The sequence below is a fragment of the Micromonospora pallida genome (genome assembly GCF_900090325.1).
Taxonomy (GTDB): domain Bacteria; phylum Actinomycetota; class Actinomycetes; order Mycobacteriales; family Micromonosporaceae; genus Micromonospora; species Micromonospora pallida.
Map to the genome: position 1 here is coordinate 3,868,002 of NZ_FMHW01000002.1, position 21,216 is coordinate 3,889,217.

Consider the following 21,216-nt stretch of genomic DNA (forward strand, 5'->3'; position numbering starts at 1 on the left):
GGGGTGGGTGAGAGCGACGGCCGGGACTGGCGGGAGCAGCGGCAGCGGGCGGTGCGGGCGCACGCCGACGCGGACGAGCGGCGTCGCGAGGCCGAGCGGGCCGAGGCCGCGGAACTGGTCGCCTGGTTCGTCGGCGAGGCGATCCGGCGCGGGCTACCACCCGTTCCGCTGGTGGCCGGCTCCTACTCCGGTGGCGGGCGGTACCGCACCGGCCTGACCGGCTGGTACGTCGACCGTGCCGCGACCCGGGCGGTGGACGTCGAGGGACGCTTCTACCTGCTCACCGTCCCCGGTGGCCTGCGGTCCCGGCTGTTCGGCGCGGCCCCGGAGCCGCACCCCGCGCCGCTGGTCGTCGGTGCGGGCGGTCGGGACGGCGAGTCCGTCCCGCTGCGGGAGTTGCTCACCCGGCGACTCGACGCGGGGAAGGACTGGCCCTGACCGGTCCACCGTTACGCCGGGCCACGTGCCACCACCAGAGTTGCTGCGCGGCCAGGGTGAGCAGCCCGGCGACCACGATCGCGCACATGTTGATCAGAAGCTGGAGCATCGAGCCACCTGCCTCGTGCCACACCCCGTACGCCACCGCGACGGCGGCGTTCGCGGCGGCCGGCACGGTGGTCACCGAGATCAGTACGCCGACCAGGCTGCCGGACTTCTTCGAGGTGAGCGAGAGCATCCCGGCGATCCCGGCGAGCAGACCGACCACCCAGGAGAGCGCGTCGGGACGCCAGATGAAATCGGTTACCGGGCGCTCGGCGAGCAGCATTCCACGGTTGACCAGACCGGCGGCGGTCAGCGCCCAGGTACTCAGGATGGTGATCACCATCGCGGTGAGGAAGCCGACCACCAGGGCCTGCACCGACCGGACGACGATCCGGGGCTTGCGACGCAGCAGGGCGACGCAGAGCGCGGCGAGCGGCCCGAACTCGGGGCCGACCACCATCGCGCCGATGATGAGGATGGGCTGGTCCAGCAGCACCGCGATGCCGGAGAGCATGGTGGCGACGACGATCAGCACCAGGTAGGTGCCGGACAGTTCGGTCTGCTCGCCGGTCTTGGCCGCGATCTCGTCCCAGACGACGGCGTCGTCGGCGTAGCCTGGGGCGTCGCGGGCGGCCCGCTCGGCGGCCGTGGAGAGGGTCAGCTCGACGTCGTCGGCGCTGACCCCACCGCGCGCCTCCACGCCGAGTTCCTGAAGGCGTTGCAGCACATGGTCGGCGCTCTCCCGGACCACGTCGCAGAGGATCAGGTCGCCGACCGGCTGGCGGGCGGCTCCGGGGAGAACGGCCAGGTGAGCCACGCCCGGATCGGCGGCGAGCAGGTCGGCCACCGTCTCGGACCGGTCGACCGGCGTGATGATCCTCAAGTGCAGCACGGAGGGGCTCCCTGCGGTCGGGCGGCGTGCCTGCCGCCGGCCGCAGCATGCTACCCGTCAGCGATCACGTCGATGCCTCCCCGCTGGGACGGTGGAGCCGGCCGAGACCGCGTAGCAGTTCATCCGTCGCCCCTCCCGGGTGGCGTAGCTGCCCACCAGGGTCCACCCGGCCCGGTGGTAGAAGGCGTTGACCCGGTCGTTGTCGTCGGCGTCGGTGGTCAGGTAGGCGTCCCGCTCCCCGCGCTCCCGCACCCGCCGCCACCACAAGTCGATCAGCTCCCGTCCCCGGCCGCCACCGACCGCCGCCGGGTCGACGCAGATCGAGCTGAGCAGCGCCCCGCGCGCCGCGACCGGCACGTCCCCCCGGTACGCCACGCCGCGCACCAGGCGGCCGACGGCGCGCGGGTCGCGCAGGGCGGGGCGGACGGCGGCCACGGCCAGCCGGAGGCCGCGTCGGCGCAGCAGTCGACGGAAGAACCGGTCGGGCGCGAGGGTGCCGACCACGACTCCGAGCAGCCGACCGTCGGGGTCGCGCGACACCACGGTGACCGCGTCCGGGTCGTCGACGAAGCCCGCGTAGAACTGACGGAGGAACGGCGCGCCCAGAGTCGCGAGGAAGAACCGGGGAAAGGCGCGCAGGTGCAGGTCGGCCGCTTCGGTCACGTCCGCTCTGGTCAGCCCGGCAAGCCCAGTACCGTCGGCGCCGCCAGTGCCGGTCACCGCCGCCGCCCGGTCGCCATGGCCTGCTGGAGCGCCGCCTCGATCCGGGCGACCCCGGCGGCGACGGAGAAGGTCCGCTCGTAGTACGCCCGGCCAGCCCCGCCCAGCAGGTGCAGCTTCTCCCGGCCGAGCTGGCAGACCTCCCGCATGGCGGCGGCGACCGACCCGGGGTCACCGGGGCGGGCGGTGATCCCCGCGCCACTGTCCCGGGCGACGGTGGCGGCGTCTCCCTCGGCGGCGACCAGCAGGGCCCGGCCGGCAGCGAGGGTGGCCTGCACCTTGCTCGGCATGGTGTACGCGGACATGCCGCCCGCCCGCAGACCGACATAGTGGATATCCCCCGCCGCCATCAGGGCGGGCATCCGTTCCCGGGGCAGCTGACCGAGGAACCGGAGGTTGGTCAGCCGGGTCGTGGCGGCCCGGTCCCGCAGTCGCCGTTCGGCTGTGCCGGAGCCGGCGACCAGGCAGAGCAGCCGGGGGTCGTCGACCAGGGCGCAGGCGTCGACCAGGGTGTCGAGGCCCTGGGCCTCGCCGAGCGTGCCGGCGTAGACCAGCACGACGCGGTCGGCGGTGATGCCGAGTTCGGCGCGCAGGTCGGGGGCCGGGGGCGTGGGGGTCTCGTCCGCCCACATCGGAACGTGTACGAGCTTCTCCTCGGGCACGCCGCGCCGGGCCAGCACCTCGCCGACGCCGGGCGAGATGTAGGCGACCCGCGCGGCCGCCCGGTACATCGCCCCGCACCAGGTGTGCATGGCCCGTTCGGCGAGCCGGGGTCCGCCGCGTCCGGAGTGGAGGAAGCCGCTGGCCCGGACGCTGTCCGGCCAGAGGTCCAGCACGTGCAGCACCACCGGCGTCCGGTGGGCGTACCGGAGGAACCACATCGGCGCCGCGACGGTGATCGGCGAGTTGCTCACCCAGAGCGCGTCGAGGCCGCGCAGCGCGGGAGTGCCGGAGACGAGCGCGGAGGCGGCGAACGAGCCGTAGGTGGCCAGCCGGCGCAGGGCCGAGCCGTCGTGGCTGGGGTAGAGGGCCACCCGTCGGACGTGGACGCCGTCGGCGACCTCGTCGGCGCGGCGGGTGATCCGGTAGCCGGGGGCGAGCCGGCCGGTGGGCCAGTTCGGAAAGCCGGTCAGCACCCGTACGTCGTGACCCCGGGCAGCCAGCCCCCGGGCGAGGACGCCGGGCAGCGCGGCCGGGCCGGGCTCCGGATCGAACCACTGGCTGAGCAGGCCGAACCGCACACCACACTCCACTTCCTCAAAACGGGCAATAAACCTGAAAAGCCCCAACTGTCACACGGCGGCAGTCTATCCTCAACCGCATCAATTCGTACGTAAAACGCATAAGTAGGAGGACCGGCATGTACGACCGCACTCTCCCCTTCGCGCTCCCGGACGTCGGGGACGCGGAGATCGCGGCGGTCACGTCGGCGATCCGGTCCGGCTGGCTCTCCAGCGGCCCGCTGGTGCGCGAGTTCGAGGAGCGGTTCGCCGCGTACTGCGGGCCGGGGCTCACCGCCGTCGCGCTGAGCTCGGCGACCGCCGGGCTGCACCTGGCGTTGGAGGCGCTCGGAGTCGGCCCGGGCACGGAGGTCCTCGTACCGACCTGGACCTTCACCGCCACCGCCGAGGTGGTCGTGCACGTCGGCGCCGTCCCGGTGCTGGTGGACGTCGATCCGGCCACCCTCACCATCGACCTCGACGACGCCGCCCGCAAGGTCACCGGGCGCACGGTCGCCATCCTGCCGGTGCACTTCGCCGGCCAGCCGGTGAACCGCACCCGGCTGCACGAGTTCGCCCGTCGGCACGGCGTCGCCGTGGTGGAGGACGCCGCCCACGCGTTCCCGGCGGCGAGCGAGGGCGTGCCGGTCGGTGCCGGCCCGACCGCCGCCACCGTCTTCAGCTTCTACGCCACCAAGACCATCACCACCGGCGAAGGCGGAATGCTGGTCACCAGGGATCCCGACCTCGCCCGTCGGGTCCGGGTGATGCGGCTGCACGGTTTCGACCGGGACGGCTTCGACCGCTACCGCAGTGACCGCCCCGCCTGGCGGTACGACGTCGTCGAGGCCGGTTTCAAGAACAACCTGACCGACCCGGCGGCGGCGATGGGACTGGTGCAGCTCGACCGCGCCGAGTCGATGCGGCGGCGACGCGAGGAGATCGCCGGCCGCTACCGGACGGCCTTCGCCGGCCTGCCGCTGGACCTGCCCCTGCCCGCCCCGGATCAGGACGTGCACGCCTGGCACCTCTTCGTGGTCCGGTTACGCCGAGACGCCCCGGTCGACCGGGACCGGTTCATCGCGGAGACGTCCCGGCTCGGCATCGGGTGCAGCGTCCACTTCATTCCGCTGCACCTGCACACCTACTGGCGTCGGCGGCTCGCGCTGGCCGACGACATGTTCCCCGTCGCCAGCCGGGAGTTCACGCGGGTGGTGAGCCTGCCCCTCTTCTCGGCGATGGACGACGACCAGGTGGATCTCGTCATCCGTACCGTCACCAAGGTTCTCCAATGATCAAAAGAGGTTTCGACATCGTCGTCGCGGCGGTGGGGCTGCTGCTCTGCGCCCCGCTGCTGCTCGTGATCGCCCTGGCGATCCGCTGGGAGGACGGTGGGCCGGTGCTGTTCCGGCAGGAACGCACCGGCCGCCGTGGCCGCCCCTTCCACATCCACAAGTTCCGCAGCATGCGCGCCGCGCCGGGGCCAGCGGTCACCTCTGACGGCGACGACCGGATCACCCGGGTCGGCCGGCTCCTGCGGGCCAGCAAACTCGACGAGTTGCCGCAGCTCTACGACGTGCTGCTCGGCCGGATGAGCCTGGTCGGTCCCCGTCCCGAGGTCCGGCGCTACGTCGACTGCTGGCCGTCGCTGGCCCGCTGGCGCATCCTGTCGGTCCGGCCGGGCATCACCGACCCGGCGTCGATCGCCTATCGGAACGAGTCGGCGGAACTGGCCCGCACGGACCGGCCGGAGGATTACTACGTCGCGGTGGTGCTGCCGCGAAAGGTGGAACTGTACGTGCGGTACGTGGAGACCCGCAGCTTCCTCGGGGACCTGCTGATCCTTGCCCGTACGGTGCAGGCCGTCCTCGGCCGCTGAAGCCACCCGCCGGCCGCCCACCACCCGGTGATCCACACGAGTTGCGGCATGTCGGGGTCTCGGATCGACTGGAGGCCCCGACATGCCGCAACTGGAGTTGATCACCCTCCTCGCAGGGGACACCCGGAAGCCCCGCCGAGCGTGTCGCTCGGCGGGGCTTCGGGACGTCGACCGGCCCGGGCGGCCGACCCGCCGTCAGCCGGCCAGGGCGGGGGCCGGGTCGGGGGCGGGGGCCGGGTCGGGGGCGGCCGGGGCGGGGGCTGGCTCGGGGGCCGGGTCGGGGGCGGCGGCCGGGTCGGGGGCGGTCTGGACGACCGGCTCGGGCCAGGTGTCGGGGCGGGTCGGGTCGAAGACCTCGTTGGTCCAGAAGAGGGTGAGCAGGTCGTCCGGACCGGTGTTGACAATGTGGTGCGCCCACATCGTCGGCATGTCCACCACCACCGGTTCGGTGCCGCTGACCGGGAACCGGACCACCGCGTCGTCGCAGACCCGGCGCAGCCGGATCTCCGCCGTACCCCGGAGCACGCAGAACCGTTCCAGCTTGGCCAGGTGGAAGTGCTCCCCCCGGACGGCGCCGGGACGGGTGGTGGAGCAGAAGGTCTGTCCCCCGCCGCCGTACGCCTTCACCGCCTCCACCAGGTCACCCCGGGCGTCCGCGCGGACGGGCAGCGGCACCGGGTAGTGCGCCGGGAAGCAGTGCGACCGGTAGGTGTTGAACAGGCGCACCGTGTGCCGGTCCGGTAGGTCCGGGATCTCGCCGGTGCGGTAGGTGGCCGCGAACCCGGTGAGCAGCGCGGCCAGCTCCCGCACCCCGATGCGCAATCCGGGCATGGTGGCGTCCCAGGGGTGGCCGACCGGCGCGTCCAGCAGCCGGGCCGCCGCGTCGGTGACGTGTACCAGGGTCAACTCGCGGTCCTCCCGCACCTCGGGCCGGTCGCCGTCGGCGAGCAGCCGGCAGAAGGTGGCCACCACCGAGTTGTAGTGCGGCAGGCCGTGTTCGCCGTACAGGTTGGGCAGTCGCAGGTCGACCAGATCCGGGCGGACGGCGGCGAGGGTGGCCGCGGCGACCGCCTTCGCGTCGCCGTACGGGGTGCCGTTGCCGGCCTGCACCGAGTTGGCGTAGACCACGACAGCGGGCGGCTCCGGGCAGCGTTCCAGGCCCCGGGCCAGGGCGGCGGCCAGCCGGACGTTGCCGGCGGCCACCTCGGTCAGGTCACCCCGGTTGACCCCGGCCAGGTGCAGCAGCCGGTCCACGCCCGCGATCCGGCTGGCCACGGTCGCCGGGTCGGTCAGGTCGGCACGGGTGAGCACGACCGGTTCCGGCCAGCCGAGCACCCGGGCGAGCACCCGGACGTGCCAGCCGAGGAAGCCGCCCGCCCCGGTGACCGCGACCTTCAACATGCCAGCACCGGGTCGCGCAGAGCCAGCTCCGCGCGGATCTCCGGAAGCGTCCGGAGCAGCTCCACGATCTCCGGTACGTCCAGCCGGGGCGCGTTCGACGAGGTGAAGTCGGCGGCCGGGCAGCCGCCGAGGTCGCCCTCGGTGACGTAGAGCGCGTAGTTCAGGTCGCGGGCGTCCAGCGGCACCCGGAAGAAGTCGCCGAAGTCGTCGGCCCGGGCGAGTTCCTCCCGACTGGCGAGGGTCTCGTGCTGCTTCTCGCCGTGCCGTACGCCGATCATCTCGACCTTGGCGGGCACGTCGAAGAGCTGGCAGACGGCCTCGGCGAGGTCGCCGATGGTGCAGGCCACCGCCTTGCGGACGAAGACGTCACCCGGGCGGGCATGGGCGAACGCGTGCTCGACCAGCTCGACGGAGTCGTCCAGCGACATCAGGAACCGGGTCATCGCCGGGTTGGTGACCGTCGGCGCGCGTCCGGCCCGAATCTGCTCCACGAAGAGCGGGATCACCGAGCCCCTGGAGTACATGACGTTGCCGTACCGGACGCAGGAGACGGTGGTCCGGCTACGCGGGTTGTTCCGGGCGTACGCCTGGGCGACCTTCTCCATCAGCGCCTTGCTGATCCCCATGGCGTTCACCGGGTGGACCGCCTTGTCCGTGCTGAGCAGCACCACCGACCCGACACCGTGGCGTTCCGCCGCCTCGATCACGTTGGCGCTGCCCTGGACGTTGGTACGGACCGCCTCCATGGGGAAGAACTCACAGGACGGCACCTGTTTGAGCGCCGCCGCGTGGAAGACGTGGTCGATGTCCCGGGTGGCGGCCCGGACCGAGTCGAGGTCCCGGACGTCGCCGACGTGGTAGCTGATCCGCTCGTCGGCCAGCACCCGGCGCATGGCGTCCTGTTTGGCCTCGTCCCGGCTGAACACCCGGATCTCGGCGACGTCGTGGTCGAGCAGTCGTCGCACCATCGTCTGTCCGAAGGAGCCGGTACCACCGGTGATCAACACCCGGCATCCGGCAGGCAACACGGTCACGCAGAGCCCCCGTTTCGTCTTTTACACATGGCATCGCACCCGGATCAACGACCATCGAGAGCGCAAAGAAACGCATAACGGGTCAAATTGGGGCCAGGGGGATCGGTGCGACGGATGGGCGACTCCGGAAAGAGACTCGATCGGTAGCCTGACCCGCACCGACCGTGGTCGACAGCGGCCAGGGACAGCCACTTCCGTCGAGGGAGGACCGGTGTTCGACGCCGCCGACTTCGGTGCCCGACCCGATGCGCCCTGGACGGTGAACCGGGACGCCTTCCAGGCCGCCAACGACGCGGCCCGGAACGCCGGGGGCGGCCAGGTCACCGCACCGCCGGGCACCTACCAGGTGAAGGGCGTCATCCAGGACGGCGGGGTGGGGTTCGTCATGCCCGGGGTGACGATGCGTAGCCCCGACGGACAGTTGCCCGAGGTGCTCGCCGCCCGGGTCGTCACCACCAGGGGCTCGATCGCGGCCGGCGACCGACAGCTCACCGTCGCCTCCGGTACCGGCATCCGGGTGGACGCGGTGGTCGCCGTACAGGCCGTCGGGGGCATCCTGGACACCCAGTTCACCCGCCTGGTCGGGCCGGTCACCGCGACGCAGGCCAGCGGCATCACGCTGGCCTCCGCCACCGGTTTCCCGGTGGCCGGCACCCTCCAGGTGGACAGCGAACTCCTCACCTACACCGGGCTGGCCGGCGCCACCCTGACCGGCGTCACCCGCGGCGCGTACGGAACGACCCCCGCCCCGCACACCACCACGGCGTTCATCGGGGTGGCCCGCCGGTTGTACGCCCTCGTCCTCGAGGTGACCGGCACGACGGTCACCCTCGACACCCCCGCCCTGACCGGCGCCACCGGGGTGGCCGTCTCGGTCGGCTGCGTACGGCCCACCATCGACGGCCTCGCCGTCGACGGAAACAAGGTCTGGGGCGGTGCGGTCCGTTCCCTCTTCGCGGTCGCCTGGCGTCAGGTCCGGTGGGGACGGGTGGAGAACGTGACCGTCCGCAACGCCGAGAACGGTTTCGCGCTGAGCCGGGGTGCCAGCGACTGCACGCTGGTGGACCTGCACCTACACGGCTGCGGCACCCCGGAGACGGTCAAGGGCAGCGCGCTGTGGTTGTACCAGGGCTGCCGACGCAACCGGGTCCGTGGCGTCTGCGTGACCGGGGCGACCTGGACGGCCATCTACCTCGACGACCGGTCCACGACGGCCGAGGAGGGCTGGGACGGTCCCAACGACGACAACCTGGTCTCCGACTTCACGGTCAGAGTCACCGATTCCCGGGCTCCCGCCCTGGCGGTGGTCGGGGGCAGCCACAACAGGTTCGTCACCGGCACGGTCTCCAGCCCCGGGTACGGCGTCTCGCTCAGCAACGGGATGCAGGGCACCACCGCTGACGGTTCGGTGGCCCCCTGCCGGGGCAACGAGATCGGGGGCGTCGCCTTCCGGGTCCGCTTCGGTTGGATCCTCGAGGCTCCGGGCAACAGCCTGCACGACTGCTACGTCGCGGCCGGCGCGGACGCTGTCGGAAGCAACACGGGAGGCAACCTGGTGTACGCGGTCAGCCCGACCCCCGGCGCCGCGCCACGGCTCTGAGCCGCCGGCCGCTACGACCGGTCGACACCGACCGGGGCGGGACCGAAGACGACCTGGCCGGGTACCCCGGCACCCACGCCCACCAGGTGCCGGACGAGCGCCCGCAGTCGGGGCGCGCAGGTCCGTTCCCAGGACAGCTCGTCCCGGGCCCGCGCGGCGGCCCGGTTCACCGCGGCACAGGTTTCCTCGGCGTCGGCGACGAGGTCGGTGATCGCCCGGGCGAAGCATTCGGGGCTGGCCGGTGGCACGCAGCGCCCCACCGCGAAGTCCTCGACGAAGTGCCGGGCGGCCGGCAGGTCCGAGGTGACCACCGCCAGCCCCATGATCGTGTACTCGTAGAACTTGGAGTTGACCGAGAGCCGGGCCTCCCCCACGTCCTGCATCAGGGAGAGGCCGATCCCGCAGGTGGCCAGCAGGCCGGCGACCTCGTGCGCGGGCACCGGGTCGAGCATCCGCAGGTTCGCCGGGTGACCGGCCCGCGCCACGGCCTCGGCGAACCGCTGCCGGGCCACCTCCGACGGAAAGCGGGAGACGGCCACGACCTCCACCTCCGGGGCGATCCGGGACAGCTCGGCGGCCGTCCGGACGAGGACGTCGGCGCCGTAGTCGGTGGTCAGGCTGCCGATGTGCACGACCCGGCGCAGCAGGTCGGGGGTGAGCGGCCGGGGCGGGTGCGCGAACGCCTCGGCCGACGGGTAGTTCGGGGTGGCCACGGCCGGCACCCCGAGCGCCCGGAACCGCTCGGCCAACTGGCCGCTGACCGCGTTGACCCCGCCGAGCCGCGCGGCGTAGTGCCGCTCCACCCCGGCCACCAGCCGTCGGCCGGCGTCCTGCACCAACGTCGGCGCGGCGAACCGCTGCGAGTAGTACTCGGGGTAGTACTCGTGGACGTCGTACAGCACTGGCCGGCCGGTACGGCGGGACCAGCGCCGGGCGTGCCGCAGCAGGTAGTAGTCGTGGATGTGCCACAGGTCGGCGGGGGTCCGTTCGGCGACCGCGACGACGGCCGGCACCAGCCGCAGCCGCTGCCGGGCCGAGGTCGGTTCGGGCAGCCGGGTCTCCCGTACCCGGGGGTGGGGGCGGGACTCGCCCGGCTCACCCCCGAGCCAGATCAGGTGCACGTCGAAGCCGGCGTCCAGGACCGCCTGGGCGCAGCGGAGCACCCGCCGGTCGCCGACCGGGTGGACGGTGGGCACGCACACCGTCCGGCCCGCCGATGCCGTCGTCGGCGCCCGCAGCCGCCAGTGCTCGGTGGTGATCATGTCTACGTCGACGCTCATTGTTCCTCCGTGTGGGTTCCTCGGGTGGCGGCGGTCAGGCCGGCTCCGGCGAATCGGTGGCGCCCCGCCGGACGGCCCCGATCGGGGCGCGCTCCCCGTCCACCGGCCGGTCCGTGCCGCCGGCCCGGGTCGGGGCCGCCCGGGTCGAGGCCGCACAGGTCAGGGCCGCCCGGGTCAGGGCCGTGCGGGTCACCAGGACGTGGACGCCGTACCAGCCGACCATCGCGAGGGAGAACGACAGCAGGGACGCCGGCCAACTGAGCCAGCCGACCAGGGCCGGCAGGAAGACCAGTCCTGTCGTCAGCAGCCGCCCGACGTCCCAGAGCAGTTGTTGCCGGTTGCCGCCGGTGCCGGCCAGCGTCTGGCTGAGCGGGACGACGGCGAACTGCCCGACCAGGAACGGCAGCAGGAGCAGCAGCACCGTCGCCGCGCCGGCCCACTCCGCGCCGAGCACGCGCGGTGCGGCGAGGTGCGTGCCGATCGCGAGCACCGTCAGCAGCACCGCACCGGCCACCGAGAGTCCGACCAGCGCGCGGTCGTAGCTGGCGCGGGCGCGGCGGGGCGCGGACCGTAGCTGGTGGGCGATCTCGCCGAACAGGATGGGCATCAGGGCCTGGCCGAGCAGCGCGGACGGCAGCGCGCCGACCCGCAGGGCCAGGGCCAGGTCCGCCGCGGCGACACTGCTCACGGCGGCGGCGAAGAACAGCGGCACGTTCAGGGTCAGGCCGTTGATCAGGATCGCCGGGGCGGAGGCGGTCACGAAGGGCCGGTGCCGCCGCAGCACGTCCCGTACGCCGACGTGGGGCACCGGCCGGCGCGGCCGGAACAGCAGCAGCGCGCCGGTCCCGTAGCCAAGTGCCATGGCGGCCAGCAACGCGGTCGCCGAGCGGCCACCGAGCAGCCCGAAGGCCACCGTCCCGACGGCCTGCACCAGGGCGGTGGCCAGCTTCGCCACCGCGACCAGCCGGTACCGGCGGTCCCGGACCCGGGCGTAGACCATCGTGCCGGCCAGGCCCAGGGTCGCGGTCAGCGCTCCGAGCGCGACCGCCTCGACGAGGGCGGGACGGTCGAGGTCGCCGACGACCGCCGCCCAGGCCACCGCGAGGAGCGCCACGACGAGCCCGACAACGCCGTTGAGCCGGGCGGCGATCCGGAGGAGCAGCGGGGCGTCCCGCTCGGCGGCCGTGGTGGCGGCCACGTCGAGTCGCAGTGCGCCGACTCCACCGGCCACCGCCGCCACCGCTGCCACCGCCGCGTAGCGACCGAAGGTCGCCGGGGTGTAGAGGCGGGTGACCAGCAGGATGCCGGCGAGGTTCACCGCCTGCGCCGTCATCATCAGCCCGGCCGTCTGTACCCGCCCCCGACTCGGTACGGCGGGCCGTCTCATCGGGTCCCGGACTCCGGGGGTGACACCGGCACCCCGGTCCACGCCGGCCGGGCGGACGCCTTGTCGACCGCCCGCGACGTCACCGGGTCGCTACGACGCGGAGCCCGCCCCCGGGCGGCCAGCACGGCGGCGGCGAACACCCACACCAGGTAGTTGCCGTTGAGGTCCGCGCTGAACAACGAGTTGACGAAGGCGAAGGTCAGTAGGGTGGCGGCGGCGACCACGGAGGGGTCGGTCCGGTGCGCCCACAGCACCCGGACGACGGCCACGGCCAGCAGCACCAGTCCGGCCAGCGCGACGAGTCCGCCCTCCACCGCCACCTCGAGCGGCAGGTTGTGCGGGTAGATGGCGTCCTCGAGACCGGGCAGGACGATCAGCGAGCCGCCCGGCACCACCGCACCGAAGCCGCCCCAGCCCACTCCGAGCGGACGCTCCAGGAAGACCTCGGCGGCCAGCCCGGAGAGCATCACCCGAACCTCGGCGGAGGCGTCCAGCGGCCCACCCCAGAGCACCGAGAAACGCGACGTCAACCCCTCCGGCAGGGCCGTCGCGACGGTCAGGGCGATGATGCCGCCCAGCCCGGCCAGCGGCGGCAGCAGCTGCCAGCGGCGCGCGCCGCCGACGGTGACGGCCAGGACCAGGCCGGCGAGGGCCAACGCGACGAGCGGCCCCCGGGAACCCGTCATCAGCAGCGGCACGGCGAGCGCCACCGCCCCGAGCAGCGCCACCAGCCGCAGCCGGCGCACCAGGACACCCAGACAGAGCAGGCCCACCACGCCGTACCCGATGAGCCGGGCCGTGGTGATCGAGACGGTGCCGGCCAGGACGACCGTGTCGAACGCCTGGGCGGCCGGGTCGGGGCGAACCATCGCCAGGAGCGCGACGAGCACCCCGGTCCCCGCGCTGGCCCAGAGCAGCGCCACCCGCCGCGCCGGCCGGTCGACCACGAGCAGCGTGGCGACGACGAACGCCGGGGTCGTGGTCACCATCTGCAACGCCTTGCCGGACTGGTAACCGCCGATGGAGGTCATGGCGAACCCGGGCAGGAACGACAGGAACAGCACGAGGAACGGCAGCGCGCCCGCCGGGGCCCGGAAGCCCCGGGCGGCCCAGGTCACCACGATCAGCACCGCGACGGCGGCAAGGTCGAGGTAGAGGAGCAGGTGTTCCAGCGCGCCGATCCCGCCGGCCACGGGCGCCACCAGGTCGGTCAGCACCCGCGAGGCGTCCAGCGCGGTGGCGGCGGGGAAGGCGACGAGGGGCAGCACCAACGCGACGTCGCGTATCCCGACCCGCAGGTCGGACGGCGCTTCGGCGTCCCTGCCGACCTGGTCCGTCGCCTCGGCGGCCGCTCGCGCCGCCGGCACCCGGCTGCCGGCCGGGTCGGTCACGAACGGCGGCGGACCACCGTGCCTCACGCTCATCGGGCCCCGCCTCCTGTCGCGTCCGCCGTGGCCGCCCGTCGCTCGGGCCCCGGCACGCACGTCCCCACAACGACAAAAGGCACCAATCGGGTACGGGACCGATGGCCTGGCCGGGGCGGTCACGACAGCACGGCCCGATCGAGTCATTGACATGCGTCAAGCGCTTCGGGAAGGCTCGCCGCTAGAGGTCCCGACCCCGAAGGGAGCGCGATGAGGCGCACGAGGCTGGCGGTCACCGGCGTGTTCGCCCTGGTCGCCGCGCTGGCGCTGACCGCTCCGGCGAGCGCGCGGCCACCGTCCGACCCGGGCGGTCGCGGCGACGGCCTCGAGGTGTACGTCGGCACGGTCAACCCGGAGCAGCTCGAACAGCTCCGCGTGGCCGGCGTCGACCTCGGCCACGACCAGCGGGGCACCGGCCCTGCCGGCACCACCACCGTGGAGACGGTGCTCACCCGGCGGCAGGCCGACCGGCTGGCCCGGCAGGGCGTCCCGCTCCGCGTCAAGCAGGTCGACGGCCAGGACGCCTCCCGAACGCTGCGCGACCAGGCCGCCGACGGCTGGACGGCGTTCCGCCCGTACTCCGCGCCCGGCGGCATCCGGGACGAGATCACCGCCACCGCCGCCCGGCACCCGAAGCTGACCAAGGTCGAGAGCATCGGCCGTACCCACCAGGGCAAGCCGATCCTCGCCCTGAAGGTCACCAAGAACGCGCGCAGCGTGCCGGACGGGCGGCGACCGGCGGTGCTCTACCTGAGCAGCCAGCACGCCCGGGAGTGGATCACCCCGGAGATGACCCGGCGGCTGATGCACCACGTCCTGGACAACTACGGCCGCGACCGGGAGATCACCCGGCTGGTGGACACCACCGAGCTGTGGTTCCTGCCGGTGGCCAACCCCGACGGGTACGACCACACCTTCACCCCCGGCAACCGGCTGTGGCGCAAGAACCTGCGCGACAACGACGGCGACGGGAGGATCACCGCTGTCGACGGCGTCGACCTGAACCGCAACTTCGCCCACCAGTGGGGGTACGACAACGAGGGCTCCTCGCCGGACCCGGCCAGCGACACCTACCGGGGCCCCGGCCCCAACTCGGAGCCGGAGACCCAGGCCCTGGACCGGCTCTTCCGCCGGGTCGGCTTCGAGTTCTTCGTCAACTACCACTCGGCGGCCGAGCTGCTCCTCTACGGCCTCGGCTGGCAGGTCGCCACGCCCACCCCGGACGACGTGATCTACCAGGCGATGGTCGGCGACGACAGCCACCCGGCCGTGCCCGGCTACGACCCGGACCTCTCCGCCGAGCTGTACGTCGCGAACGGTGACACCGACGCCCACGTCGTCGCCCGACACGGTGCGCTCGGCTTCACCCCGGAGATGTCCACCTGCCAGACGGTCGCCGAGTCCGACCCGGACGACCAGTGGCGTCCCGAGGACTGCGTGAGCAGCTTCGTCTTCCCCGACGACGAGAAGCTGATCGCCGCCGAGGTGACGAAGAACCTGCCGTTCGCCCTCGCGGTGGCACAGTCCACCCACGACCCGGACGACCCGGTCTCGGTGGTCGGCCGGAGCACCCCGGACTTCGTGGTCGACGCCTTCGACACCTCGTACGGCCGCACCCAGCAGGTCGCCGCGATCACCCGGCGGGCCCTCACCAACGTGCGGATGCACTACACGGTCAACGGCGGCCGACCGAAGACCGTCGCGGTCCGCGAGTGGCGCGGCGGCGAACGGTACGGCGACACCCACGACGACTACTACGCCGAGCTACGCGGCACGGTCACCGGTGCCCGGCCGGGCGACCGGGTCGAGGTCTGGTTCACCGGCAACAAGCGTGGCCGGGGCCCGGTCGCCAGCGAGCACTTCACCTACCGCGTGCACACCGACATCGGCGGCGAGGTGCTCGTCCTGGCCGCCGAGGACGTCACCGGCCTCAGCCCGGAACAGGACGGCACCGGCGCTAAGTACGCCGACGAGGTGGTCGCGTCCCTGACCGCCGCCGGACGCAGCAGCGACGTGTACGACCTCGACACGATGGGCCGGAAGGCCCCCCACCACCTGGGCGTGCTGTCGCACTACCGGGCGGTGGTCTGGGAGACCGGCGACGACGTCATCCCCCGCGCCCCCGGCCAGGTGCCGGGCACGGCGGCCCGGGCGGCGGCGGAGACCGAACTGGCTGTCCGGGACTACCTCAACGAGGGCGGCAAGGTGCTGGTCGGTGGCAAGTTCGCGCTGTACGCGCAGGCCAACGACGGAGCGTACGTGTACCAGCCGACCGCGCCCGCCGAGTGCACCGACCCGGACGACACCACCTGCCTGCCGCTGTCGAACGACTTCCTCCAGTACTGGCTGGGCGCGTACAACTACGTCAGCGACGGCGGCAGCGTGGACGGCACCCCGTACCCGGTGCGGGGCTCCGAAGGCGCGTTCGCCGGGTTCCAGGGCACCCTCAACGCCCCCGGCTCGGCCGGCAACCAGGACCACACGGCGTCCCTGCTCAGCACGTCGAGCTTCCTGCCGCCGGACCAGTTCCCGCAGTTCGGCACGGTGACGGCGGTGGACTGGGTACGTCCCGGCGGCGCGCCGTTCGACCCGCGCACCGGCGAGTGGTACGGGTACAGCGGGCGGGCCGACGAGGCGTACAAGCGGCTCACCCGGACCGTGGACCTGACCTCGGCCACCAGCGGTGAGCTGCGCTTCTTCGCCTCGTACGACATCGAGCCGAACTGGGACTTCATGATCGTCGAGGCGCACGAGGTGGGTACCGACGACTGGACCACCCTGCCGGACCGCAACGGCCACACCAGCACCGACACCGGGGACAGTTGCGAGAGTGGCCTGGCCACCGAACTGCACCCGTTCCTCCTGCACTACCAGGGCGCGGACTGCTCGCCGACCGGCAGCACTGGACAGTGGCACGCCGCCACCGGCGCCTCCAACGGCTGGCAGGAGTTCTCCGTCGACCTGACGGCGTACGCCGGCAAGCGGGTCGAGGTGTCGATCTCGTACGTCTCGGACTGGGGCACCCAGGGGCTCGGCGTCTTCGTGGACGACGCCCGGGTCGTCGTGGACGGGGCCACCGTGGCGGAGACCTCGTTCGAGACGCCCGACCTGGGCGGCTGGACGGTGGCCGGTCCCCCGCCCGGCTCGCTGCCCGGCTCGAACGACTGGTCCCGCAGCCAGCGGGCCTTCGAGGAGGGCGCGGTGCTGGTCACCGCCGACACCGTCTACCTCGGGTTCGGACTGGAGGGACTGGCCCCGGCCGCCCGGGACGACCTCGTCGCCCGGTCGCTGACCCACCTCCTCGGCCGCCCCCGCCCCTGACCCTGCTTGGCCCGCCCCTGCTTGGCCGGCCCAGCCCCGCCGCCCCACCCAGCTCGCCCCCGCCCGGCCGCCACCCGGCCCCACCGGGGCGGCGGCCCCACCGGGGCGGCGGGGCCGCGGGCGGCGGGGCCCCCGGTCCCGCCCGGGCCCTTCCCGGCCCGATGATCGACACGATATGCGGCATCTTGGGGTGTCCTGGTCCCTCCGACACCCCAAGATGCCGCAATCGGAGTCGATCATCGGGCCGCCTATCCGGCGAGGCCGGACGGGCAGGGCGAGGCCGGACGGGGCGGGACCGGGCCGGACGGGCAGAACAGCTCGGGGTGGCCCGGGGTCCGGGTAGAAAGCGGGTCAGCGGCGGACGCCGGCCCAGTCGTGGTGCCGGCGGACCGTGGAGAGGATGAAGTCGACCACGCGGCGGGAGGTGTCCGGCACCCGGTAGTCGGCGGGGCAGGGCACCCCGTCCGCCGCGACCTGGTCGACCGTCACCCGGACCGCCTCGACCACGCCGGCCGGGTCCAGCCCGGTCATGATGATCCCTCCGGCGTCCAGCGCCTCCGGGCGTTCGATCGACTCCCGCAGGGTCACCGCCGGGAACCCGAGGATCGCCGCCTCCTCGCTGATCGTCCCGCTGTCGGAGAGGGTGCAGCTGGCCCCGAGTTGGAGGCGTACGTAGTCGAAGAGGCCGAACGGCTCGTGGAACGTGATGCCGTCCAGGGTGCTGTCGTCCGGGGCGAGCGCCTCCAGCCGCTTCCGGGTACGCGGATGGGTGGAGACGAGCACCGGCAGGCCCCACTCGGCCCGGACCGCCCGCAGGCAGTCCAGCAGCCGGCCGAGCCGGGCGGGCGCATCGACGTTCTCCTCCCGGTGCGCGCTGACCAGGAAGTACCCGCCCAGGGTCAGGCCGAGCTGGTCGAGGATGGCCGAGCCGTCGATGTCCGGACGGTGATGGTCCAGCACCTCCCGCATCGGCGACCCGGTGTGCAGGATCCGGCGCGGGTGCAGTCCCTCGGCGAGCAGGTTGCGTCGGGCGTGCTCGGTGTAGACCAGGTTGAAGTCGGCGACGTGGTCGACGAGGCGGCGGTTGGTCTCCTCCGGCACGTTCAGGTCGAAGCAGCGGTTGCCCGCCTCCATGTGGTAGACCGGCACCCGCATCCGGCGGGCCATCAGCGCGGCGATGCAGCTGTTCGTGTCGCCGAGCACCAGCAGGGCGTCCGGACGTAGTTCGGCGATCGCCTGTTCCATGCCGACCAGCACGCCGCCGAGGGTGCGCCCCAGCGAGGACGTGTCGACGTCGAGGAAACGGTCGGGGCGACGCAGCCGCAACTCGGTGAAGAACACCTCGGAGAGCGAGTGGTCCCAGTTCTGCCCGGTGTGCACCAGGACGTGGTCCACCGTCCGGTCCAGTCGGTCCATCACCCGGGCCAGCCGGATGATCTCTGGCCGGGTGCCGACCACGGTCATAACCCTGGTCACGGTCGTGCTCCCCTCGTCGCCGCCACGGTGGGGCCAACGAGGGGACGCGCAGGCGGTGACGCGGGTCAGCTCTGGGCGAGCACCGTCGAGACCAGGTCCCGCGCCTCCTCCTGGATCCGGGTCAGGTGTTCCGGACCCTGGAACGACTCGGCATAGATCTTGTAGACGTCCTCGGTGCCGGAGGGGCGGGCGGCGAACCAGCCCGAGGCGGTGGTCACCTTCAGCCCACCGATCGACGCGCCGTTGCCCGGGGCGGCGGTGAGCGTCGCGGTGATCGGCTCACCGGCCAATTCGGTCGCGGTGACCTGCTCCGGGGAGAGCTTGCCAAGCACGGCCTTCTCCTCCCGGCTGGCCGGGGCGTCGATCCGGGCGTACGCGGGCGCGCCGAACCGCTCGGTCAGGTCCGCGTAGTGCTGGCTCGGTGTCCGGCCGGTGGTGGCGATGATCTCGGCGGCCAGCAGGCAGAGCAGGATGCCGTCCTTGTCGGTGGTCCAGGTGCTGCCGTCCCGACGCAGGAACGACGCGCCCGCGCTCTCCTCGCCGCCGAAGCCGACCGTGCCGTCGAGCAGTCCCGGCACGAACCACTTGAAGCCGACCGGCACCTCCAGCAGCGGGCGACCCAGGTCGGCCGCGACCCGGTCGATCATCGAGGAGGAGACCAGGGTCTTGCCGACCGCCGCGGCCGGGCCCCAGCCGGTACGGGTACGGAACAGGTGGGCGATCGCCACCGCGAGATAGTGGTTGGGGTTGAGCAGGCCACCGTCGGGGGTGACGATGCCGTGCCGGTCGGCGTCCGCGTCGTTGCCGGTGGAGACCTGGTAGTCGGCGCGGGCGGCGATCAGCGAGGCCATCGCGTTCGGCGAGGAGCAGTCCATCCGGATCTTCCCGTCGCCGTCCAGCGTCATGAACCGCCAGGTCGGGTCGACGGTCGGGTTCACCACGGTCAGGTCGAGCTTGTGCCGCTCGGCGATCTCGCCCCAGTACGCCACGCTCGCCCCGCCGAGCGGGTCCGCGCCGATGCGTACCCCGGCGTCCCGGATCGCGGCGATGTCGAGCGCGGCCGGCAGGTCGTCGACGTAGTTTGCGACGAAGTCGTACGTGCCGGTGGTGTCGGCGGCGCGGGCCCGCGCGTACGGGATGCGTTTCACCTCGGCGAGCCCGGCGGCGAGGATCGCGTTCGCGCGGTCCTGGATCCAGCGGGTGGCGTCGGTGTCGGCCGGACCGCCGTTGGTGGGGTTGTACTTGAACCCGCCGTCGTCGGGCGGGTTGTGCGACGGGGTGATGACGATGCCGTCGGCGAGGCCGGCGGTGCGGCCCCGGTTGTGGGTGAGTACGGCGTGCGACAGCGCCGGGGTGGGGGTGTAGCCGTCCCGGCTGTCGACCAGCACCGTCACGTCGTTGGCGGCGAGCACCTCCAGGGCGCTCACCGCCGCCGGGGCGGAGAGCGCGTGGGTGTCCCGGGCGAGGAAGAGCGGCCCGTCGACGCCGTTCACCCGCCGGTAGTCGCAGAGCGCCTGGGTGACGGCAAGGATGTGGTCCTCGTTGAAGGCGTTGCGCAGGCTCGACCCGCGGTGCCCCGACGTGCCGAAGGAGACCTGCTGCGCCGGGTCCGTCGGATCCGGGTGCTCGGCGTAGTAGGCGGTGACCAGCCGGGGCACGTCGACCAGGTCGGCGGGCTGGGCGGGTTGACCGGCACGGGCGTGGACCACTTCTGCAACCTCCTCCACGGGCGGACCGCCGGGCGGATCCGGCGGACGATGACGACAGTCTCAGACCTCGACGCGTTGACCCTTGCCGATCACCACGATGCCGTTGTCCGAGACGGTGTAGCGCTGTCGGTCCTTCTCGAGGTCGACGCCGATCTCGGCGCCCTCGGGGACGTACACGTTCTTGTCCAGGATGGCCCGGCGGACCACCGCGTGTCGGCCGATCTCGACACCCTCCATCAGCACCGCGCCGTCGACGTGCGACCAGGAGTGGACCTTGACCTTCGGGGAGACGACCGAGTTCTCCACCAGCGACCCGGAGATCACCGCACCCGGCGAGACCATCGAGGCGACCGCCCGGCCGACCCGCTCGCCCCACTGGTGCACGAACTTGGCCGGCGGGTAGGTCTGTTGCCCGCTGTAGATCGGCCACTCGAAGTTGTAGAGGTTGAAGACCGGGTGGACGTTGATCAGATCCATGTGCGCGTCGTAGAACGAGTCGAGCGTCCCCACGTCCCGCCAGTAGCCGAAGTCCCGCTCGGTGCTGCCGGGCACCTCGTTGTCACGGAAGTCGTAGACGTTCGCCTCGCCCCGCTCGACCAGCATCGGGATGATGCTGCCGCCCATGTCGTGCTTGCTGGTCTTGTCCTCCGCGTCAGTCTCCAACGCCTCGACCAGCGCCTTCGTGGTGAAGACGTAGTTGCCCATGGAGGCGTAGATCTGGTCGGGGGCGTCGGGCAGCCCGACCGCGTCGGTGGGCTTCTCCCGGAACGCCCGGATCCGCCGACCGTCCTCGCCCACCTCGATCACGCCGAACTGGTCGGCCATCGACAGCGGCTGCCGGATTCCGGCGACGGTGACGGCGGCACCGGAGGCGATGTGCTCCTCCACCATCTGCCGGGGGTCCATCCGGTAGATGTGGTCCGCGCCGAAGACGAGCACGTAGTCCGGCTTCTCGTCGTAGATCAGGTTGAAGCTCTGGTAGATCGCGTCGGCCGAGCCGGCGAACCACCACGGGCCGCGCCGCTGCTGGGCCGGGACCGGGGTGACGTAGTTGCCGAGCAGGGTCGACATCCGCCAGGTCTTGGTGATGTGCCGGTCCAGCGAGTGGGACTTGTACTGGGTCAGCACGACGATCTTGAGGTATCCGGCGTTCGCCAGGTTGGACAGGACGAAATCCACCATCCGGTACATCCCACCGAACGGCACGGCGGGCTTGGCCCGGTCGGTGGTGAGCGGCATCAGGCGCTTGCCCTCCCCACCGGCCAGGACGATCGCGAGCACCTTCTCAGCCATGCCCAGACGCTAACCACCCGCGTGCGACTTCACCACTCGTACGGGCACACTTCACGGCTGGTTCCACACCAGGTGGCGTGGCGCGACGTGCACTAGA

At 72.7% G+C, this 21,216-nt stretch carries 16 protein-coding genes; 5 read left to right on the top strand and 11 right to left on the bottom strand.

Annotated elements, in window-relative coordinates; genetic code table 11:
- The first annotated feature begins 3 nt into the window (after positions 1 to 3).
- Positions 4 to 438, top strand: coding sequence for a hypothetical protein (locus tag GA0074692_RS15625; protein ID WP_091645279.1), 435 nt, complete (start codon positions 4 to 6; stop codon positions 436 to 438).
- Here GA0074692_RS15625 and GA0074692_RS15630 read toward each other — a convergent pair.
- From GA0074692_RS15630 to GA0074692_RS15640, 3 genes are read right to left on the bottom strand one after another with little or no spacing between them, the layout of a single operon-like run.
- Entirely contained in the window at positions 401 to 1,375 is a 975-nt protein-coding gene (locus GA0074692_RS15630; protein WP_091645282.1) for a DUF389 domain-containing protein, read from the bottom strand. The two genes, GA0074692_RS15625 and GA0074692_RS15630, sit on opposite strands and share 38 nt — an antisense overlap.
- A 57-nt stretch (positions 1,376 to 1,432) precedes the next feature.
- On the bottom strand, positions 1,433 to 2,038 hold the full coding sequence (locus GA0074692_RS15635; protein ID WP_176738461.1) for a GNAT family N-acetyltransferase: 606 nt from the start codon (positions 2,036 to 2,038) through the stop codon (positions 1,433 to 1,435).
- A 53-nt stretch (positions 2,039 to 2,091) separates the two neighbouring features.
- Positions 2,092 to 3,336: a glycosyltransferase family 4 protein gene (locus GA0074692_RS15640; RefSeq protein ID WP_091645287.1), complete on the bottom strand. Its 1,245-nt coding sequence runs from the start codon at positions 3,334 to 3,336 to the stop codon at positions 2,092 to 2,094.
- Positions 3,337 to 3,455: 119 nt separating this feature from the next.
- Here GA0074692_RS15640 and GA0074692_RS15645 point away from each other — a divergent pair, with 119 nt between their 5' ends.
- Together GA0074692_RS15645 and GA0074692_RS15650 are read left to right on the top strand one after the other, a co-directional pair.
- The gene (locus GA0074692_RS15645) at positions 3,456 to 4,610 is read left to right on the top strand and encodes a DegT/DnrJ/EryC1/StrS family aminotransferase (protein ID WP_091645290.1); all 1,155 of its coding nucleotides are present in this window, start codon (positions 3,456 to 3,458) and stop codon (positions 4,608 to 4,610) included.
- Positions 4,607 to 5,194: a sugar transferase gene (locus tag GA0074692_RS15650; RefSeq protein ID WP_091645293.1), complete on the top strand. Its 588-nt coding sequence runs from the start codon at positions 4,607 to 4,609 to the stop codon at positions 5,192 to 5,194. The genes GA0074692_RS15645 and GA0074692_RS15650 overlap by 4 nt, the downstream gene beginning before the upstream one ends.
- A gap of 195 nt (positions 5,195 to 5,389) precedes the next feature.
- Here the strand turns inward: GA0074692_RS15650 and GA0074692_RS15655 are convergent, their stop codons facing one another.
- Both GA0074692_RS15655 and GA0074692_RS15660 read right to left on the bottom strand, forming a co-directional pair.
- A complete protein-coding gene (locus tag GA0074692_RS15655) occupies positions 5,390 to 6,595 on the bottom strand; it encodes a polysaccharide biosynthesis C-terminal domain-containing protein (protein ID WP_245730324.1) in 1,206 nt (401 codons plus the stop codon).
- The gene (locus GA0074692_RS15660; protein ID WP_091645295.1) at positions 6,589 to 7,629 is read right to left on the bottom strand and encodes a polysaccharide biosynthesis protein; all 1,041 of its coding nucleotides are present in this window, start codon (positions 7,627 to 7,629) and stop codon (positions 6,589 to 6,591) included. Before GA0074692_RS15660 ends, GA0074692_RS15655 begins: the two co-directional genes overlap by 7 nt.
- A gap of 211 nt (positions 7,630 to 7,840) precedes the next feature.
- On the opposite strand from GA0074692_RS15660, the gene GA0074692_RS15665 reads away from it, so the two are divergent.
- Positions 7,841 to 9,229: a hypothetical protein gene (locus GA0074692_RS15665; RefSeq protein WP_091645298.1), complete on the top strand. Its 1,389-nt coding sequence runs from the start codon at positions 7,841 to 7,843 to the stop codon at positions 9,227 to 9,229.
- 11 nt (positions 9,230 to 9,240) lie between these two features.
- Here GA0074692_RS15665 and GA0074692_RS15670 read toward each other — a convergent pair whose 3' ends face one another.
- From GA0074692_RS15670 to GA0074692_RS15680, 3 genes are read right to left on the bottom strand one after another with little or no spacing between them, the layout of a single operon-like run.
- Positions 9,241 to 10,509: a glycosyltransferase gene (locus GA0074692_RS15670; protein WP_091645301.1), complete on the bottom strand. Its 1,269-nt coding sequence runs from the start codon at positions 10,507 to 10,509 to the stop codon at positions 9,241 to 9,243.
- A 34-nt stretch (positions 10,510 to 10,543) separates the two neighbouring features.
- Positions 10,544 to 11,845 carry an oligosaccharide flippase family protein gene (locus GA0074692_RS15675; RefSeq protein WP_176738462.1) on the bottom strand — a complete coding sequence of 434 codons (1,302 nt, stop codon included), beginning with the start codon at positions 11,843 to 11,845 and terminating at the stop codon, positions 10,544 to 10,546.
- A 47-nt stretch (positions 11,846 to 11,892) separates the two neighbouring features.
- Complete coding sequence (locus GA0074692_RS15680; RefSeq protein ID WP_176738463.1) at positions 11,893 to 13,320, bottom strand: O-antigen ligase family protein; 1,428 nt, start codon at positions 13,318 to 13,320, stop codon at positions 11,893 to 11,895.
- Between the two features lie 210 nt (positions 13,321 to 13,530).
- Here GA0074692_RS15680 and GA0074692_RS15685 point away from each other — a divergent pair, with 210 nt between their 5' ends.
- Positions 13,531 to 16,641 (top strand): M14 family metallopeptidase, encoded by a 3,111-nt coding sequence (locus GA0074692_RS15685; protein ID WP_091645310.1) that lies wholly within the window; start codon positions 13,531 to 13,533, stop codon positions 16,639 to 16,641.
- A gap of 351 nt (positions 16,642 to 16,992) precedes the next feature.
- On the opposite strand, the gene wecB is transcribed toward GA0074692_RS15685, so the two are convergent.
- From wecB to glgC, 3 genes are all read right to left on the bottom strand, one after another.
- Positions 16,993 to 18,117 (bottom strand): non-hydrolyzing UDP-N-acetylglucosamine 2-epimerase, encoded by a 1,125-nt coding sequence (wecB, locus tag GA0074692_RS15690; RefSeq protein WP_091645313.1) that lies wholly within the window; start codon positions 18,115 to 18,117, stop codon positions 16,993 to 16,995.
- A 65-nt stretch (positions 18,118 to 18,182) separates the two neighbouring features.
- The gene (gene pgm / locus GA0074692_RS15695) at positions 18,183 to 19,826 is read right to left on the bottom strand and encodes a phosphoglucomutase (alpha-D-glucose-1,6-bisphosphate-dependent) (RefSeq protein WP_091645316.1); all 1,644 of its coding nucleotides are present in this window, start codon (positions 19,824 to 19,826) and stop codon (positions 18,183 to 18,185) included.
- Between the two features lie 60 nt (positions 19,827 to 19,886).
- Positions 19,887 to 21,119 carry a glucose-1-phosphate adenylyltransferase gene (gene glgC / locus GA0074692_RS15700; protein ID WP_091645318.1) on the bottom strand — a complete coding sequence of 411 codons (1,233 nt, stop codon included), beginning with the start codon at positions 21,117 to 21,119 and terminating at the stop codon, positions 19,887 to 19,889.
- Between the last annotated feature and the right edge of the window lie 97 nt (positions 21,120 to 21,216).